Source organism: Deltaproteobacteria bacterium (assembly GCA_011773515.1).
GTDB lineage: Bacteria > Desulfobacterota > Deferrimicrobia > J040 > J040 > WVXK01.
In genome coordinates, this window is sequence record WVXK01000078.1 from 29162 (window position 1) to 43772 (window position 14611).

Annotated in this window: 15 protein-coding genes; 14 read left to right on the forward strand and 1 reads right to left on the reverse strand. The window is 56.5% G+C overall.

Annotated features, from left to right (window positions below):
- From GTN70_09080 to GTN70_09130, 11 genes are all read left to right on the forward strand, one after another.
- Positions 1–750: hypothetical protein (locus tag GTN70_09080; GenBank protein NIO17137.1), on the forward strand; the 750-nt coding region annotated here is incomplete at its 5' end.
- Positions 747–2009, forward strand: coding sequence for a DUF21 domain-containing protein (locus GTN70_09085; protein NIO17138.1), 1263 nt, complete (start codon positions 747–749; stop codon positions 2007–2009). The genes GTN70_09080 and GTN70_09085, both read left to right, overlap by 4 nt.
- Positions 1999–3252, forward strand: coding sequence for a DUF21 domain-containing protein (locus GTN70_09090; GenBank protein ID NIO17139.1), 1254 nt, complete (start codon positions 1999–2001; stop codon positions 3250–3252). The genes GTN70_09085 and GTN70_09090 overlap by 11 nt, the downstream gene beginning before the upstream one ends.
- Positions 3227–4015 carry a nickel pincer cofactor biosynthesis protein LarB gene (gene larB, locus GTN70_09095; GenBank protein ID NIO17140.1) on the forward strand — a complete coding sequence of 263 codons (789 nt, stop codon included), beginning with the start codon at positions 3227–3229 and terminating at the stop codon, positions 4013–4015. The genes GTN70_09090 and larB overlap by 26 nt, the downstream gene beginning before the upstream one ends.
- A complete protein-coding gene (locus tag GTN70_09100) occupies positions 3993–4304 on the forward strand; it encodes a PqqD family peptide modification chaperone (protein ID NIO17141.1) in 312 nt (103 codons plus the stop codon). Before larB ends, GTN70_09100 begins: the two co-directional genes overlap by 23 nt.
- Complete coding sequence (larC, locus tag GTN70_09105; GenBank protein ID NIO17142.1) at positions 4297–5496, forward strand: nickel pincer cofactor biosynthesis protein LarC; 1200 nt, start codon at positions 4297–4299, stop codon at positions 5494–5496. Before GTN70_09100 ends, larC begins: the two co-directional genes overlap by 8 nt.
- A complete protein-coding gene (gene radA, locus GTN70_09110; GenBank protein NIO17143.1) occupies positions 5478–6839 on the forward strand; it encodes a DNA repair protein RadA in 1362 nt (453 codons plus the stop codon). Before larC ends, radA begins: the two co-directional genes overlap by 19 nt.
- 224 nt (positions 6840–7063) lie before the next feature.
- On the forward strand, positions 7064–8197 hold the full coding sequence (locus GTN70_09115) for a hypothetical protein (GenBank protein NIO17144.1): 1134 nt from the start codon (positions 7064–7066) through the stop codon (positions 8195–8197).
- Positions 8194–8811 carry an RlmE family RNA methyltransferase gene (locus tag GTN70_09120; GenBank protein ID NIO17145.1) on the forward strand — a complete coding sequence of 206 codons (618 nt, stop codon included), beginning with the start codon at positions 8194–8196 and terminating at the stop codon, positions 8809–8811. The genes GTN70_09115 and GTN70_09120 overlap by 4 nt, the downstream gene beginning before the upstream one ends.
- A 44-nt stretch (positions 8812–8855) precedes the next feature.
- Positions 8856–9827 carry an octaprenyl diphosphate synthase gene (locus tag GTN70_09125; protein NIO17146.1) on the forward strand — a complete coding sequence of 324 codons (972 nt, stop codon included), beginning with the start codon at positions 8856–8858 and terminating at the stop codon, positions 9825–9827.
- Positions 9827–11497: a DUF4445 domain-containing protein gene (locus GTN70_09130; GenBank protein ID NIO17147.1), complete on the forward strand. Its 1671-nt coding sequence runs from the start codon at positions 9827–9829 to the stop codon at positions 11495–11497. Before GTN70_09125 ends, GTN70_09130 begins: the two co-directional genes overlap by 1 nt.
- A gap of 83 nt (positions 11498–11580) precedes the next feature.
- On the opposite strand, the gene GTN70_09135 is transcribed toward GTN70_09130, so the two are convergent.
- Complete coding sequence (locus GTN70_09135) at positions 11581–11823, reverse strand: hypothetical protein (GenBank protein ID NIO17148.1); 243 nt, start codon at positions 11821–11823, stop codon at positions 11581–11583.
- 208 nt (positions 11824–12031) lie between these two features.
- Between GTN70_09135 and GTN70_09140 the strand changes: the two genes are divergently transcribed.
- The 3 genes from GTN70_09140 to GTN70_09150 all read left to right on the forward strand — a co-directional run.
- Entirely contained in the window at positions 12032–12910 is an 879-nt protein-coding gene (locus tag GTN70_09140; GenBank protein NIO17149.1) for an ABC transporter substrate-binding protein, read from the forward strand.
- Entirely contained in the window at positions 12907–13914 is a 1008-nt protein-coding gene (locus GTN70_09145) for an iron chelate uptake ABC transporter family permease subunit (GenBank protein ID NIO17150.1), read from the forward strand. The genes GTN70_09140 and GTN70_09145 overlap by 4 nt, the downstream gene beginning before the upstream one ends.
- Positions 13914–14611 (forward strand): ATP-binding cassette domain-containing protein (locus tag GTN70_09150; GenBank protein ID NIO17151.1); only part of this gene is annotated, 698 nt, incomplete at its 3' end. The genes GTN70_09145 and GTN70_09150, both read left to right, overlap by 1 nt.

The window sequence follows — 14611 nt, forward strand, 5'->3', positions numbered from 1 at the left end:
GCCCTTGGTTTGCCGAAGTCTGTTGAGGCTCCTTTTGTGCGGGCTTTCGCGCGGGGGCTGAAAAGGGTCCTCAGAAGGTACGGCGTTGCGCTTGGCGGGGGAGACACGGTCAGGGCGGAAAAGTGCGTGATCTCCGTTACCCTGCTTGGCGTTGTCGGCAAAACGCCTGTCACGAGGAAAGGAGCAAAGGTCGGGGACCACATCTACATATCGGGAATCCCCGGGCTGTCACACCTGGGCATGTCACTGCTTCAAAGGGGCGCAGGGCGCGGAAGGGGTGGCTCCCGGGCCGAAAGGATGGCCGTATCCCGGCATCTGAGGCCCCGCGTGGACATCGATCTTGGCTGCTTTCTTGGCGACCGGGGCCTGGCCAACGCCATGATCGACACCAGCGACGGCATATTCGTCGACCTCGGACACGTGCTGGAATATACGGGGGCGGGCGCCACGATCGACCTGTCGGAAGTGCCGGTGCCCGAAGGGGTGAAAACGCTCTGCCTTCGCCTGGGCCACCCATGGGAGGACGCTGCCCTCTTCGGGGGCGAGGATTATCATCTCCTTTTCACGGTAAGCCCGGAGAGAGAGAAAGCACTTGAGAAGTGGCCCGGAAAAAACAAGCTCTACCGGATAGGGCGGATCGAGAGACGAAAGGGGATCCACGTGAAAAAACGAGGTGGCGAGGTGAAGTTGACTCGACGTGCCAGGCCCTTTTTCGAACATTTTGCCGCGAAGGGGAACCAGGATCATTGAACGAGCTCTTTTTTCTTCTCATTCTTTTTGCCATGTCGGCCTTTTTCTCTGCCTCGGAGACGGCCTTTTTTTCCGTCTCCGTGCCGGAGTTGAACATAATTAAGGAAACGGGCCCGTCCCATTATTCCCGGATCTCATATCTGCGGGCTGATCCGCGGCGCCTCATCATCACAATCCTGATCGGGGGCGAGATAGCGAACATTGCAATCTCATCGATTATCACCGGTCTGTTTACCCGGGCCCTTTACACGGGCAGTGAAATATACTCGCTCATCATATCGACATTCGCCATCTTGATATTCGGCGACCTCATCCCCAAGAGCATCGCCTTTGCCCATTCATCCAAATACGTGAAATTTGCCTCCTTCCCCCTCAAGTATTTTATGAGGATCATCGGCCCCTTTCGATATCTCGTTGAGAAAATAGCAGGGGGGTTTCTCTTCCTCTTCGGGTTCAAAGAATCGGAAGACCTTCTCTATTTTTCCGAGAGCAAGTTCAGGACCCTCGTTGACGAGGGAGAGAAAATTGGCGAGCTGGACCACACGGAATCGTCCCTGATACACAATATATTCGATCTCGGAGACAAGACTGCATACGAAGTTATGACACCGGTCAACGACGTGTTCATGATCGAGTCGTCGGCACGATTCGTCGATGTCGTTTCTCAGATAAAGTTATACCGCCACTCACGGATACCGGTATACAGGGACGAGAGAAACAACATCATCGGAATTCTCTATTTCAAGGAGATTCTGGAACACGCCGAAGACCAGACAACGGATGTGGACTGGCACCAGTATCTGCGCGAGCCCTATTTCGTCCCCGAGACGAAGAGACTTTCCGATCTTTTGAGCGACCTGAGAAAAAGGAAGACTCACATGTCCGTCATCATCGATGAGTTCGGTGACGTTTCGGGAATCGCGACGATGGAGGATATCCTCGAGGAGCTGTTCGGAGAAATACGGGACGAATACGACAGGGAAGAAGACGAATTACGGAATATCGATGAGATGACGAAGGTCATCAGCGGCAAGATGGCAATCGATAAGTTCAATCAGATTTTCAGCACGGAGATCGAAGATGAAGAGTTTGAAACCATCGCCGGCTTTATCCTCCACCTGTTCGGATACCTGCCCAAACGGGGGGAGAAGGTATTCTACGGCGATATTGAATTCACTGTCGAAAAGCTCAAGGGAATACGAATCCTCGACGTGAAAGTCCTGAAGATGCAAGCAGAGGGAGGGGATGATGGGGTTTGAGAGTATCGCCCTGATAATACTGTTCCTCTTTATCGAAGGGCTCTTCACCGGGTCGGAGATCGCAATAATATCCGTGGACCGGTCTTTTTTGAAGGACGAGGCGGGAAAGGGGAAGCGCTATGCCCGGTTAGCCCTGGACAAACTGGAAAAACCGGAAAAGGTCTTTGCGACCTCCCTGACAGGCACGGATATGGCCGTCGTGGCGAACACGATTCTTGTGACTACGTTTTTCATATCCAGGTTCGGAAAATATGGTGAGATCCTGTCGGTTGCACTTTTGGTCCCTCTCGTTTCGATCTTCGGAGAGATATTGCCGAAATCGATATTTCAGGCTCACGCCCGAAGACTGGCTCCCTTTGCCATATACTTTCTTCACTTTTTCAGCTATATATTTGCTCCCGTTGTTGCACTCGTATCATCCTTATCTGAGGTTTTTCTCAGGGTTTTCAAAGTGGACGTACCGGCGAAGCTGGGGGTGACGAGGGAGGAACTGATTCATATGGCCACCAAGTACAAAAGGGGTGAGGATGTTGAGGAACTGGAACAGAAGATGGTCGGGAGGGTTTTCGAATACTCGGAAAAGAAAGTGAAAGACGTCATGGTCCCGCTCATCGATGTCATAGTATTCAGGGAAGACAGGCCGATCAGGGAAGCCGTCAAGGTCGCATCGGTCAGGGGATTTTCACGGTACCCGGTTTTCAGCGGCAGGACCGACAACGTCATGGGTTTCATCAATATACTCGACGCGTTCACCGTCGAATCCATCGATCAACCCGTTTCGTCCATCATGCGGAAGGCCCTGTTTGTGCCCGAGTCTGCTCCCATCGACGAATTGCTGGAACTTCTCAAGAAAGAGAGCATGCCCCTGGGCATCGTGGTGGACGAACATGGCGGTGTGACCGGTATCATCACCATTGAAGATATACTCGAAGAGGTGGTGGGTGAGATAGAGGACGAGTTCGACAAATCCAAGTTCTATTCCCGCAAGGAGGCCGAGGGCGTTTACGTGGTGTCGGGGAAAGCCCCCATCGACGTGGTCGAAGGCCTCCTTCGTGTGGAATTCACAAGAGGAGACTTTCAAACCATTTCCGGATATATAATGGATAAATGCGGATGTATTCCACGTCCGGGAGAAATTATCCAGGATGAAGGTATCGAGATAAAGGTCGTTGGAACCTCGGAGAAAACGATAGATCTCGTGAGAATCAGGAGGGTCGATGAAGGGGATCGAGAAGGAGATTGAAAAGATTCTCGACGGGTACACGAAGGGCAGCTTGACTGCACGGGACGCCGTTGAGAGAATGCGTCTCTTCGTCTACGAGAGCATCGACTTTGCCACCATCGACCACCACCGGGAATTGCGGGCAGGTATCCCCGAGGTCGTGTACGGTGAGGGAAAGACGGCGGACCAGATCATGGCCATTGCGAAAAAAATTTTTGAAAAGAGCGGAAAAGTACTCGTAACGAGGGTTTCTGAGGATAAGGGCTTGCTGATAGAGCGGGGAATGGACGGGGCGCGGTACCGGAAAGAGGGACGTGTGGTCACCATCGGGACCGGCGTCGAGGTGCGGGACGATGCAGCCCCCATCCTCGTCGTTTCTGCCGGCACTTCTGATATGGCCGTTGCGGAGGAAGCAGCCATTACAGCTGAGTTTTTCGGAAACAGGGTCGACAGGGTATACGACGTGGGTGTCGCGGGAATCCACCGGTTGTTTTACAATAAAAACGCTATAGACAGGGCCGGTATCATTATCGTGGTTGCGGGCATGGAAGGGGCGCTCGCCTCGGTCGTCGGGGGTGTTTCGGGAAAACCGGTCATCGCCGTGCCAACCAGCGTCGGATACGGGGCGTCCTTCGGGGGGATAACCGCCCTCCTGGGAATGCTGAATTCGTGCGCTCCCGGCGTCGTCGTGGTAAACATCGACAACGGTTTCGGCGCCGCCTACTTTTCCACGCTCCTGAATAACAGGGAGGGGAGGAACAATGAAGCCGAAGCGAAATCCTGAAGTAAACTGGCGGCTGGAGAAGGGTTTGTACGAGAATGCAAGAGAGGAGGCGAAAAGAGGGGGAGATTACGAGGATATCGGCGTGCTCACTCTCATGGCCGGAAATTCGATCCACCAGCTCAACCTGGTGGGAGCGGAAATATGGCTCAGGATAAACGGGATTGCCGCGGTGGATACTATCGTGAAAGAAATTGCAGAGATCTTCGAGGTCGACTCGGAAGAGATGAAGGGTGATGTGGTCGAATTTTTAAACTCCATCAGGGAGCGTGGCTGGATTACCATTGAATAGAATATACTCGGGAAAGAGTATCCTCTTCTTCGACTGTTTCTCCGGCATAAGCGGCGACATGGCCTGCGCGGCCCTTGCCGACCTTTCGGGACGCGAGGATGTGGGTGCGCAGGTGGCACGGGATCTTGGCCTCCGGGGCGTCAGTGTCGATGTCGTCGATAGAACCTCTTCGGGGATTTCGGGAAAGGGCTTCCAAGTAACCACGAGCTCCCGGGACGCGGTCCCCCGAAACCTGGAGGTCATCAGATCCCTCTTCGAGGATTCGAAGCTCCCGGAGGAGGTGGTTGCCGGCTCCATCGAGGCGTTCAGGCGCCTTGCACATGCGGAATCGGTCATCCACGGAGTTTCCCCCGGGGAAGTGCATTTTCATGAGGTCGGTGCGGTAGACTCGATCGTGGATATCGCCACCTTTTTCTCTTACCTTAACCTTTTGAAACCCGATCTCGTCTACTGCTCGGATCTGCCGCCGGGGCGGGGGTCCATTAAAACGGATCACGGAACTTACCCTGTCCCTGCTCCCGCCACGCTTGAACTGTTGAAGGGGACGGGGGCGGTGTTGCGGGAGGCCGAGTTTCAGGGGGAGGCTGTTACGCCGACGGGCGCGGCGCTCATCGTTTCTGCAGGAGCGAAGTTTCAACCGGCGCCATCCTTCACCGTTACCGGCACGGGATACGGGATCGGCCGCATGGTAATACCGGAAAGGCCGAACGTTCTTCGCGTAATCCGGGGAGAGGCGCTGTTCTCCCCGTCAGGAGACCGGGCCGTTATCATGGAAACGAACGTCGATGATATGAATCCCCAGCACGTGGAGATCCTCATGGAGAGGATGTTCGAGATGGGAGCGCTCGACTTCTACGTAACCCCGGTTCAGATGAAGAAAAACAGGCCGGGATGGCTCTTTACCGCCACCGTGGGGGAGCAGAATATCGGCGGGGCCCTGTCGGCGCTGTTCTCGGTCACCCCGACGACGGGTGTCAGGATTACCGAGGCGGGAAGGGTAAAGCTCAAAAGGTCTGTCGAAAATATTAAGACCTCCTATGGTCCTGTGGCCGTAAAAGTCATCGAGTATCCCGACGGATGGAAACGGGCGGTTCCCGAGTATGAGGATATAAAGAGGATCACCGCGGGGGGAACCGTGGCGATTCCGGAGCTGTTAAGAGAGGTGGATCGGGCTTGGCGAGAAGAAAAGTAAATTTCGAGTGCGTTGAGTGCGGGTACGTTTCGCCTGGCTGGCTCGGCAGGTGCCCGCAGTGTGAGACGTGGGGAAGCCTGCATGAGGTTGATGCGGTAAAGGCCGGAAAGAGCCAGCCGAGAAGAAGCGCCTCGGGGGGGAAAGCGGCTCCTCTGGCGAACATACCCGTTGAGGAAGCCGATAGGCTCAATTCCACCATTCAAGAGTTCGACAGGGTCCTGGGAGGCGGCCTGGTACGGGGTACCTGCATCCTCGTTGCGGGGGACCCGGGAATCGGAAAGTCGACCCTCCTGCTCCAGGCATCATCGGCCCTCGAGGAAAAGGGGCACAGCGTCCTCTACGTCTCCGGCGAGGAGTCGGAGAGGCAGGTGAAGATGCGGGCGAAGAGGCTGCGCGTCAGGGGGGATATCCTCTACTTCCTCTCCGAGACCAACGTCGAGGCGATCACCGCCGTCATGGAGAAGCTGAACCCGAAGATGGTGGTGGTAGATTCCATACAGACCCTTTTTACCGATTTTGCCCAGGGGGTTCCCGGCTCGGTGTCGCAGGTCAGGGAGTCATCGGCTCTCCTCATCAATCATGCGAAGGTGCGGGGGATACCCCTGCTCCTGGTGGGGCACGTTACCAAGGAAGGGGCGATAGCGGGACCGAAGCTTCTGGAGCACATGGTCGACGTGGTGCTCTATTTCGAGGGGGACAAGGGCCACCAGTACCGGATACTCAGATCCGTGAAAAACAGGTTCGGCTCCGTATCGGAAGTGGGCATTTTCGAGATGAAGGAGGATGGCCTGAAGGAGGTACCAGACCCGTCGGGAGTCTTCTCGGGACGGAATCATGGCGAGATTCCGGGCATGGTGGTGTATCCCGCCCTCCACGGTTCACGGACGATAATGATCGAAGTCCAGGCCCTGGTTGCCAAAACCTACCTCCCCGTGCCGCGAAGGGTGGTGGTGGGGCTCGACCTGTCCCGGTCCCAGATTCTTTCGACCATCGTCGAGAAGCATTGCGGGGTGAAACTGTTCAACGCAGACATCTATCTGAACGTGGCAGGGGGGTTCAAGATAGATGAGACGGGGTCGGATCTTGCCGTTGTGCTCGCCTTGCTCTCCGGGGTCCTCGAGGTTCCCGTGCCGCAGAACGTGACCGCATTTGGCGAGGTCGGCCTGGGCGGCGAGGTGAGGGGTGTTCAGCTACCCGCCCAGAGGATCGGGGAGGCCGTCAGGATGGGATTTTCGAGGATCCTTGTGCCCGACACCCAGCACGAGTCCTCCCACAAGAGCGTGAATGGAGTGGAACTGCTTCCCGTCCGCAACGTGAGAAAGCTTTCGGAGATTTTTGGATGAGACGTTTGAACATTGTTTTCATATCCCTTTCTCTCTTTCTTTTCTCTCAGGTTTGTGCCGGGAAGAGCCAGGATCTCACCATCCTTTTTACCCAGAGCGTTCAGGGGGAGCTTTACCCCTGCGGGTGAAAGGAGGGTCGTCTTGGCGGTCTCGCCAGGAGAAAAACGGTCCTGGACCGGGAAAGGGAAAAGGGAGGCGGCTACCTCCTCGTCGATGGGGGAGATATGCTCTACTCGCCCGACCGGAAGAAAAACACTTCTCTTGCGCACCTTACCCTGAAAGGGGAGACCTTTTTTGCAGGCTTGAAGGCGATGGGTTACGATCTCTTCGTCCCCGGTGAGCTCGACCTCAAAGTCGGGATCGGGACGCTTGACGCGTTATGCCGTGTGGTGGGTATCGAGGCGGTACAGCTCAACCTCTACAGGCAGGGCGAAAGAATATTCAAGGGTTCGAAGAAGATCAGGAAGTCGGGCGTCGATATTCTGGTAACGGGCGTGATAGCCGAGGAATTCATAAAGGATGAGTACAGGACCTGGTCCGGCATAGAGGCGAGAGAGCCCCGGGAGGAGCTGGAAAATCTGTGGAAAGAGAGGGGGGGGGAGGCTGATCTTTTCGTCATTGTCAGCCACATGCCGGAGAGAAAAGAGAGGCTGCTCGCGCGGTCCCTCGCCACTCCCGCGGTTTTTTTGAGCGCACACGCAGGGCCCCGGGGCAACCCCGTTGTGGAGGGCAAGAGTGTCATCCTCTCCCTGCCTGACCGGGGGAGGTATGTGGGGAAAGTCACGCTCCGGGCTAAGGCCGGGGCCAACGCCCCCTCTCCGGCGTACTCTCTTCCCCCCGAAAGCCGAGATGTCGACATGGTGAGCAGGGATAAGGAAGCAGGGGTGCGTTTTGAAAGGTTATCCCTTGACGAAGGCGTAGCCGGGGAAGAAAAGATGGAAGCGCTCCTTTCTGCATACAGGGAAAAAATCAGGAGCCTGCGGCATGATTTCCCGGGTGATGGCGGGTACCGGGGATTTTCCTACTGCAGAGATTGCCACGCCGAGCGGAGCAGGCGGTGGTTGTCGAGGGCCCATTCACGGGCCTTTGGGACCCTCGCCGCCAGGGGGGAGGAGATGAACCCCGATTGCCTGGTGTGCCACACGACCGGGTTCGGGGAAGGGGGGTATCGCCCCCTCGGGGACAAAAGGAGTGAACTCGAGGGAGTGGGGTGTGAGGAGTGCCACGGTCCCGGCGAGGGACATCCGGGCAAAGAGCTCACTGTCCCCGGGGAGAAAGATTGCAGAAGGTGCCACAACCGCGGGGAGGAGTGGGATTTTGCGGATGCCCGGAGGAAAATTGGGTGTGAGGGAAAGTGAGCAAGTACAGGAGGAAAGACCATTATTACCGGAAAGCAAAGGGTGAAGGGTACCTTTCCCGCGCGGCCTATAAACTCATCCAGGTAAATTCAAAAGCCAAAATAATCAAGAGGGGGGACGTGCTGGTAGATGTGGGGTGCAGTCCGGGAGGCTGGTCCCAGGTCGCGCTTGAAGCTGTCGGCGCGAAGGGAAAGGTTATCGGCATCGATATCCTCGACGATTGCGCCATACGGAGCGATAACTTCCAGTTCTTAAACCGTGACGTCATGGATGATGGCTGTGCTGAGTATGTCCTCAAGCTCGCCGGTGGAAAGGTCGACGCGGTGATCTCCGATGCCGCTCCGAATACGACGGGAGTCAAGTTTACTGACCATGCAAGGTCCGTGGACCTGGTTGCGGGTGTCCTTGAGTTTGCCGCCAAAGTTCTCAGGCGGGGGGGGAATTTTCTCGTGAAGGTCTTCGACGGTCCCGATACCGGGGAGCTCTTGCGTGAGATGAAAAAGCTCTTCGAATCCGCTTCGCGGCTGCGGCCCGGTGCGACGCGGAAAGAGTCCTTCGAAATTTACCTGATCGGAAAAGGTTTCAGGCCGGGGGGCCGGGAGGAGGTCAATTGACAGTGGTGGTATTTGCCATATACTATCTCTGAGAGTTTACGAAGATGAATGTTCGCGATGCGTACGCCTACATAGGATCCGACATGGAAAGGGTCGAAAAGGCCCTGATGGACAACCTTGCCTCAAATGCCGCCCTCGTACCCCTGGTGGGAGAATACATAACCATATCCGGAGGAAAACGGTTCAGGCCCGCGATACTCCTTTTGTGCGCGCGCGCCCTCGGGTACCGCGGCCGGAGGGCGATCGATTTTGCCTGTGTAACCGAGTACATGCATACCGCCTCTCTGCTTCACGACGACGTCGTCGACAACGCGCCGATGAGAAGGGGGAAGGAGAGCGCCAACTCTCTGTTCGGCAACAAGATAAGCATCCTCGTCGGTGATTTTCTCTTCGCAAGGGCTTCGGAAATCATGGTAAAGGACGGGGATCTCGATCTTCTCGGGATCTTCTCCAGGACCCTGGTCCAGCTGTCCGAGGGAGAGGTACTCCAGTTGACCAGCAGCTCATCCCCCGATATCTCGGAGGAGGCCTATCTCGAGATCGTGTTCAACAAGACGGCTTCCCTCATATCGGCGGCGAGTGAAACCGCCGCCGTCATAGCCAGGGGCGACGGGAAAACGAGAAGATCCCTGTATGAATACGGGAAAAACGCGGGGATAGCGTTTCAGCTCATGGACGACATAATCGATTATCTCGGCTACGAAGGGGAGACGGGAAAGAAAAGAGGGCAGGACCTCATCGAAGGAAAGGTAACCCTCCCCCTCATACACACCCTTTCCACCTGCTCCCGGAAAGACCGGGCAAAAATAGTCGGGCTTCTCAGAAGAGAAAAGACCGCCAGAGTTCTCGATGGGATCATTGATACGGTCATCGGCAATGGCGGGATCGATTACTCGCGAGAAAGGGCCCGTTTTTTCGTTGAGAAGGCAGTCACCTATCTCAAAGGGATACCCTCCTCGAAGGCCAAGAAAGCCCTGGTCTCCCTCACACGGTATATCGTCGAAAGAAACAGGTAATGGCCGTAAGAGTCAAAATTTATCCCGGCGGAAGAGAAGTTGAGGCGAGAGAGGGGATGTCGCTCACCGACGTGCTCCTTGAAAACGGTGTGTTCATCGAGACCCTCTGCTCCGGGAGGGGGTTTTGCGGGCGGTGTCTCGTCAAAATCCTCCGGGGTGCCGGCGATCCCGGGGAGGTGGAAAAGAGGATCCTGGGTGATGAGGGAACCGGGGCCGGGCTTCGACTGGCCTGCAGGACGACAATCGGTGAAGACCTGGAGATCGAGGTCTTGACCGAGGGCTTGCCGATCCCTGCCGGCTGGACCGCAGATCCCGGTTTTGAAAGGCCTTCCTTTACCCTCCAGTCGATCGAGGAGGGGAATTACGTTTTCAAGGCCGGAGAGCAAAGGGTATTTCTGGGGAAAGTTCCGGACCCCGTTCTGGGGGTGGCCGTGGATGCGGGGACAACGACGATAGAGGCCATCCTCGTGGACCTGAAAGAGGGAACGGTGAAGGGAGAGGCGCGGGAGATGAACCGCCAGGCCAGTGCCGGAACGGATATCATCTCGAGAATCTCATACGGTGTCAAAAGCGACGGGAACAGGGAAAACCTCAGGAAGGCCCTCATCGCGAGCATCGACAGGGCAACAGCAGGCCTTATAGCCCGGGCGGGTGCGGCGGGGGAAAATGTCGTTGCCTGCGCCCTGTCGGGGAATGTATTCATCGTTCACTCCCTCCTGGGGAAGTCACTGAAGGGCCTCTCGGCGTTCCCTTTCAGCCCACCCCTCACCGATACCCTGTTGCTTTCCGACTCCATCCCCCTGTCGATGAGCGAAAAGGGGTGTGTCCTCATCTATCCCGCACCGGGGGCATTCATCGGGGGAGACCTCGTGGCCGGAGTCATTTCCCTCTCCCTGGACGAGATCGGGGCACCGGCTCTACTCATCGATATCGGGACCAACACCGAGGTCCTCCTTCGAAAGGGCAAGAGATGGATTGCCGCCTCCGCTCCCAGCGGCGGGGCTTTTGAAGGGGCCGAGATGAAGTGCGGGAAACTCGCCGTTGCGGGGGCCGTAACGGGGTGTTCCTTCGACAAAGAGCTCCTGCTCAACGTCGTCGGGGAGGGGGAACCCGATGGCATATCGGGAAGCGGCATCGTATCGCTCGTATCACTCCTTCTCTCCCTTGAGCTCCTCACCCCCGACGGGAGGCTGCTGTCTCCCGCCGAGGCACGGGGGATAGCCCCGCAGTCCCTGGTCTGGCGGCTCGCCGAAATCGACGGGGAAGGGGCCTTTGTCCTGTATATACCCGGAAGGGGAGGCAGACCCGTGTACCTGGGCCAGCGTGACGTGAGGAACTTCCAGGTAGCGAAAGGGGCGATACGGGCAGCCCTCGAGACCGCCCTCGAGGAGCTTGGCCTTGATCCCATCGATGTGGAAAGGGTTTATGTGTCGGGGGCTTTCGGGAAAGAAACGGAGGAGCATGACCTGATCAGGGCGGGAATTTTTCCGCCCGAGTTCCGGGAAAAGGTCATCAAGGCGGGAAACACCTCCCTGAAGGGCGCCTATCTCTCCCTGGTGGAGGAGGAGGGCATGAAAAGGGCGAAGGATTTTGTCGAAAAGGTGTCTGTGATGCACCTGGGCGGCAACAGTCGCTTTTCTCAAAAATTCATCGAACACATGAATTTCTGACCTGGTCTGGCCAAAAATCCCGGGGACGTATCGACAAGCACCCCCGGGGGGGACTGGTTGCTCCCGCGTTTTTCGACGCCCTGTTAATTGTTCTCTTCTTTATCCTGGGAGATAATGGCGTCGAGTTTGTCCAGCGTAGAACCCAGATACATGATGAGAAAGACACACAAAAGGGCAAGGAGGCCCAGCCCGACAGACATAAGAGGGGACACGCTCTTGGGCTGATCCCAGTAGATGATGATCCCGTAAACCGATATTCCGATAAATACCGATGCTGCCAGGTTGAGCAGAAACTGTACGAGGAACCTCTTCTTTTTTGGAGACATTCCCTTGCCGGAAAAATTGATTTAGTAAGTTTACCCTTTTTCCGCAGCCCTGTAAAGGGCGTGGCGCCGGGTTGACATGGCGCAATGGCCAAAACTATGATTTAGAATAAAAAATCGTCCCCATCCTGCGCGGACCGCTTGCTGCGGGTCTTCTTCGCCTGGAAGGATCATTGACGGAATGTGGGGCACTATTGGCGGTTGCCGCTCTATGACAGGGCTAAAATACATTTCCTGGTTCAACGTCTTGTCTCTTTGTCTCTTTGCCGGTGTCGCTTACGCCGGGGGGGATACACACGTTGTGGACGTTCGCGGCAGGACGTTTCGCTGCGGCAACTACTACCGCATCGTCTCTCTTGCCCCGAATATCACGGAGATCCTCTTTTTCGTGAAGGCGCAGGGGCTCCTCAAGGGTGTAACGAGGTTCTGCAATTACCCCGAGGAAGCGAAAAAGATTGAGAAGGTGGGGGGCATAAGTGACGTGGACGTCGAGAAGATTATCTCCCTGGAGCCGGACCTGATCATCGCAACGAAAGATGGCAATCCGCGACGGGTTGTCGATTTTCTCGAGGCGGCCTCGATACCCAGCTTTGTGATAAATCCACGGAATATAGAGGAAATTATCGACTCTATGGAAAAGATCGCATGTCTTACCGGCGGATCCATCGATGTGTTTGGGAAGATCGAGTCTATCAGGGGGGAGTTTATGCTGCGCAGGAGAAGGGAAAGTGGGGGAGGGCCCCGTGTTCTCTTTCTCGTCTCCCGGAGCCCCATGATCGCTGCCGGGAAGGACACCTTTATCAACGAGATGATCCTTTTTTCCGGGGGAATAAACGTGGTCGAGGATTTTGACATATCCTATCCGCGCCTCGGTGTTGAGATCATTCTCTCCCTCTCTCCGGATATAATCTTCGCGGTAACCTCGATGGGTGGGGAGGTGGGTGACGGCCAGCTCAAGAGGATAAGGGACATAGCGGGAAGGGGGCGGATCCAAATCATCGCCGTTGATCCCGATATCTATACGAGGCCGGGGCCGCGCCTGTTTCAGGGTATGCGTGAAATTGAGGAGATCTTGGACAGGACCAGGTGATGTGGAACAAGAATCAGAAGATCTTTTTTCTCGTCTCCCTGGGCATATTTATCTCTGCCTCGGTGCTCTATCTTTTCGTTGGTCCCTACCGGGTCGGCACCCGTGAGGTGCTCAACGGGATCGTCTCCTTTCTTACCCTCGGAAAGGGCGAGACCCCGGGAGCACGGGTGGTTCTCGAACTCAGGATACCGAGGATGATTCTCGCCCTTCTGGCCGGCGGCTCTCTCGCCGTGTGCGGTTCCATATTCCAGACGGTGCTGGGAAACCCTCTTGCCGACCCGTATATTCTGGGAGTATCGGGGGGCGCCGCCGTCGGTGCGGTTCTCTCCTTCATGGTTTCCCGGAACGTGTCGGGGGGTGTTTTCCTCCCCCTTTTCGCATTTCTGGGAGCGGCGATTTCGGCTTTTGCCGTTTACGCGCTGGCCGGTGTCGCCGGGAAGAGGTCAAGGGGAAGGCTCATCCTGACGGGGGTAATCGTGGCGGCTTTCATGAATGCCATTATTCTCCTGCTGATATCCGTCATACCTCCGGGCAGGATCCCCGGTGCGCTGTTCTGGCTCATGGGAGACCTTTCCAACGCCACGCCCGGCAGCGTTCGGCTCCTTTTCCCGCTCGTTCTGGTCTCGACGTGCGTTTTGCTGCTCATGGCCCGGGGGCTGGACCTTATGCTTCTGGGCGATGAAACTGCCCTGCAGAGCGGCCTCGAGGTCGAAAGGTTCAAGACGATCCTGTTTGTGGTAGTGTCGTTTCAAACGGGGGCCGTCGTTTCCATTTCGGGCCTCATCGGATTCGTGGGACTGATCATACCCCACGTGGTCAGGAAATTTACGGGATCGCTCCACGGGTGGGTCATCTGCGGGAGTTTTCTCCTGGGTGGCGCTTTCCTCATCGTTTCCGATGTCATCGCCAGGTCGGTCCTCGCTGCGGGAGCGATGCCTATCGGCGCGATTACAGCCCTCTTCGGTGCTCCCTTCTTCATCTATATCCTCCGGAGGAGGATCTGATGGGCGAGGCGATGTTCTCCCTCAAAAACGTGGCGTTCAGCTACGGGGCGCGTCCCCTCTTTTTCGGCCTGAACTTGGCCGTAAACAAAAGGGACATGGCCTTCGTCCTCGGGGAGAACGGGTCGGGAAAGTCGACGCTCCTTAAAATTATCTGCGGCATACTCACGCCGTCGTCCGGCGACGTGGAGGTAAGCGGCAGGAATATCTTTTCCCTCGGGAAAAGGGAGCGGGCCGCTCTGGTTTCCTACGGCGGGGACGAGGTGCCTGCGGACTTCCCGCTCACCGTTTTTGACTTCGTCTCCCTCGGGAGGTTCCCCCACCGGGGTTTCTTCGGCTCCTTCCGCTCCGATGACCGTGAGATGGTGGAAAAAGCGATGGAAATGATGGAAATCGCCTCCTTCCGGAACCGGTACCTGCAGGAGCTCTCGGCGGGGGAGAAACAGCGGGTGTTTCTTGCCCGGGCAATTGCGCAGGATGGAGAGCTGATGGTCCTTGACGAGCCTGCGGCTCACCTGGACATGAGAACCACGGTGAAGATATTCGGCATACTCACACAGCTGGCGCAGGGGGGGAAAACCGTAATCGTCTCGTCACACGATGCGAACCTCACGGCCCGTTACAGCAGGTCCGTTTTCATCCTGAAATCCGGGAGCCTGGTTGCCTGCGGGCCCAGAGATCAGGTCCTCACGGAGGAAAC

Bases quoted from the DNA above. Each gene is read 5' to 3' on its own strand.
- GTN70_09115 (NIO17144.1), top strand. From the start codon at position 7,064: ATGCTCTACTCGCCCGACCGGAAGAAAAACACTTCTCTTGCGCACCTT.
- GTN70_09135 (NIO17148.1), bottom strand. From the start codon at position 11,823: ATGTCTCCAAAAAAGAAGAGGTTCCTCGTACAGTTTCTGCTCAACCTG.
- larB (NIO17140.1), top strand. From the start codon at position 3,227: ATGAAGGGGATCGAGAAGGAGATTGAAAAGATTCTCGACGGGTACACG.
- GTN70_09130 (NIO17147.1), top strand. From the start codon at position 9,827: ATGGCCGTAAGAGTCAAAATTTATCCCGGCGGAAGAGAAGTTGAGGCG.
- GTN70_09125 (NIO17146.1), top strand. From the start codon at position 8,856: ATGAATGTTCGCGATGCGTACGCCTACATAGGATCCGACATGGAAAGG.
- GTN70_09100 (NIO17141.1), top strand. From the start codon at position 3,993: ATGAAGCCGAAGCGAAATCCTGAAGTAAACTGGCGGCTGGAGAAGGGT.
- GTN70_09140 (NIO17149.1), top strand. From the start codon at position 12,032: ATGACAGGGCTAAAATACATTTCCTGGTTCAACGTCTTGTCTCTTTGT.
- GTN70_09090 (NIO17139.1), top strand. From the start codon at position 1,999: ATGGGGTTTGAGAGTATCGCCCTGATAATACTGTTCCTCTTTATCGAA.